The organism is Delftia sp. ZNC0008, from assembly GCF_000799035.1.
GTDB classification, from domain to species: domain Bacteria; phylum Pseudomonadota; class Gammaproteobacteria; order Burkholderiales; family Burkholderiaceae_C; genus Comamonas; species Comamonas tsuruhatensis.
Window position 1 is genome coordinate 1 of the sequence record NZ_JTKZ01000533.1, and the last position, 1950, is coordinate 1950.

The following is a 1950-nucleotide window of genomic DNA, read 5'->3' on the forward strand; positions in this document are numbered from 1 at the left end:
CCGCGTCAGCGGGGCCAGCAGGTCCAGGTCACGCTCCACCCCGCTGCCCTTGGTGACGATGGAAAACGGGTGGCGCGCCTCGGCCAGCACTTCGATCAGGCGGCGCGTCAGCCCCAGCTCGCGCTCCACGGGCTGGTAGCAGTCGGTGACCGAGCCCAGCATCACGGGCGCGGCCACATGGCTGGCGCGCGACAGCTCGGCACGCAGCAGCTCAGGCAGGTTCTGCTTGGCGATGAGCCGGGTCTCGAAGTCCAGCCCCGGCGACCAGCCCAGGTAGCTGTGCGTGGGCCGGGCATAGCAATAGATGCAGCCATGCTCGCAGCCCCGGTAGGGATTGAGCCCCATGTGAAACGGCAGGTCGGGCGACTGGTGGCGGCTCAGCGCCGAGCGGGCCTGCTCCCAGCGCAGTTCGGTGCGCAGGGGCGCGGCTTCCTCGCCTTCGGCCGGCGCCTCAAGACTGCCCCAGCCGTCGTCAAAGGCCTCGCGCGGATCGGTGGTGAAGCGGTGTGCCAGTTGGCTGGCTGCGCCCCGGCCCTTGATGGGGTGCAGGGGCACCCGGGCCGTGTCGTGATGAGGCGTGGGAGGACTGGAAAGCATGAAGCAACTGTATAAAAATACAGTCATACCAACAAGCACTCCCCGCATGCCTGCGGTTGCGAAGTGGGTTTTGCCGGCTTGGCAAGTGCCCGCGCCAATCCGCACCGCACCGTGCGGGTTCGCTTGGCAGAACGCGCACGGGCCTGCACAATGGCCTTATCGCACCAACTTGGTGCTTTTCTCTTTTCTGAAGATGCCTTGGCCCGGACAACCGCGTTGCCCGGGCTTTTGTCCGTTTGGGCGCCGCTGCCCTTCACTGCAGCCACGGCGCAAGCACACAAGGGAGCCAACACCATGGAGCGCAAGCCCCACATCATTCTTTCGTCCCTGGACCTGGAACGCATCGAGGCCCTGCTGGACAAGCAGCCCGCCTTTCCCGGCCGCGAGGCGCTCGAGGCCGAGCTGGACCGTGCCGACGTGCTCGAGCCCAAGGAAATGCCGCCCAACGTGGTGACCATGAATTCCACGGTGCGCTTCACGCTGCTGGAGTCGGGCAAGACCAATACGCTGACCTTGGTCTATCCCAAGGAGATGGATGGCAGCGCCGACAAGGTGTCGGTGTTCGCGCCCGTGGGCATTGCCCTGCTGGGCCTGAGCGTGGGCGACCAGTCCCGCATGCCCGGCCCCTCGGGCCAGGTCACCGTGCGCGTGGATGCCATCGAGTTCCAGCCGGAAAGCGCAGGCGAGCTGCACCGTTGAACGCCGACCGGCGTGAAGCGAAAAAGGCAGCCCACCGGCTGCCTTTGTTGTTTGTGGACTGACGCACCGCACCTCAGCGCAGGCCCGCCACAAATGCCGCGATCAGGCCGGTGCCCACCAGGCCGGCCTGCCAGCGCAGCGCCATGTGCCAGCTGGGAACGTGGCGCTCCACGCGCTCGTACAGCAGATGACCGGCCGCAATCGACAGCGCAAAGGCCGTGCACATGCCCAGCAGGGCGGCGGGAATGGACTGCGGCCAGAAATGGCTTTCCACGGCGTTGACCAGCAGGCAGACCGAGAAGTGCACGAGAAACACCGAGTACGAAATCTTGCCCAGCCGGCGCAGCGGCGCCCAGCCTTGTGCCTGGGCAAACGCGGGGCTGCGCATGGCCGCGACCAGGGCCAGCGCCGTGGCACCGGCCAGCGCGATGCGGTCGCGCCACTCCAGTGCCAGCGCCGCCACGACCAGGGCCACGATCAGCAGGGACCAGCTCCAGGCCGTCGAGGACTTGTCCGCATGCGCGGCCCAGTACGCCAGCATGCCCAGGCCGTAGGCGCCAAAGAAGTACGGCGCCCACACATCCCATTGCGCATCCAGATTGAAGCCCAGCAGCGAGGCCGCCACGCCGATCACGACCAGCGCCTGCGACGCGG

At 67.3% G+C, this 1950-nt stretch carries 2 protein-coding genes and 1 pseudogene; 1 reads left to right on the plus strand and 2 read right to left on the minus strand.

Going from position 1 to position 1950, the window contains the following annotated elements; translation table 11 throughout:
- Positions 1 to 597, minus strand: a pseudogene (locus tag L995_RS17920) (PA0069 family radical SAM protein); the annotation flags it as partial.
- 294 nt (positions 598 to 891) lie between these two features.
- Here L995_RS17920 and rnk point away from each other — a divergent pair.
- Complete coding sequence (gene rnk / locus L995_RS17925; RefSeq protein WP_026062607.1) at positions 892 to 1296, plus strand: nucleoside diphosphate kinase regulator; 405 nt, start codon at positions 892 to 894, stop codon at positions 1294 to 1296.
- Positions 1297 to 1369: 73 nt separating this feature from the next.
- Here the strand turns inward: rnk and L995_RS17930 are convergent.
- On the minus strand, positions 1370 to 1950 hold a 581-nt coding region (locus L995_RS17930), incomplete at its 5' end, for an acyltransferase family protein (protein ID WP_047472846.1).

What these genes read in the sequence shown, in the direction of transcription:
- rnk (WP_026062607.1), top strand. Translation starts at nt 892, where the DNA reads ATGGAGCGCAAGCCCCACATCATTCTTTCGTCCCTGGACCTGGAACGC.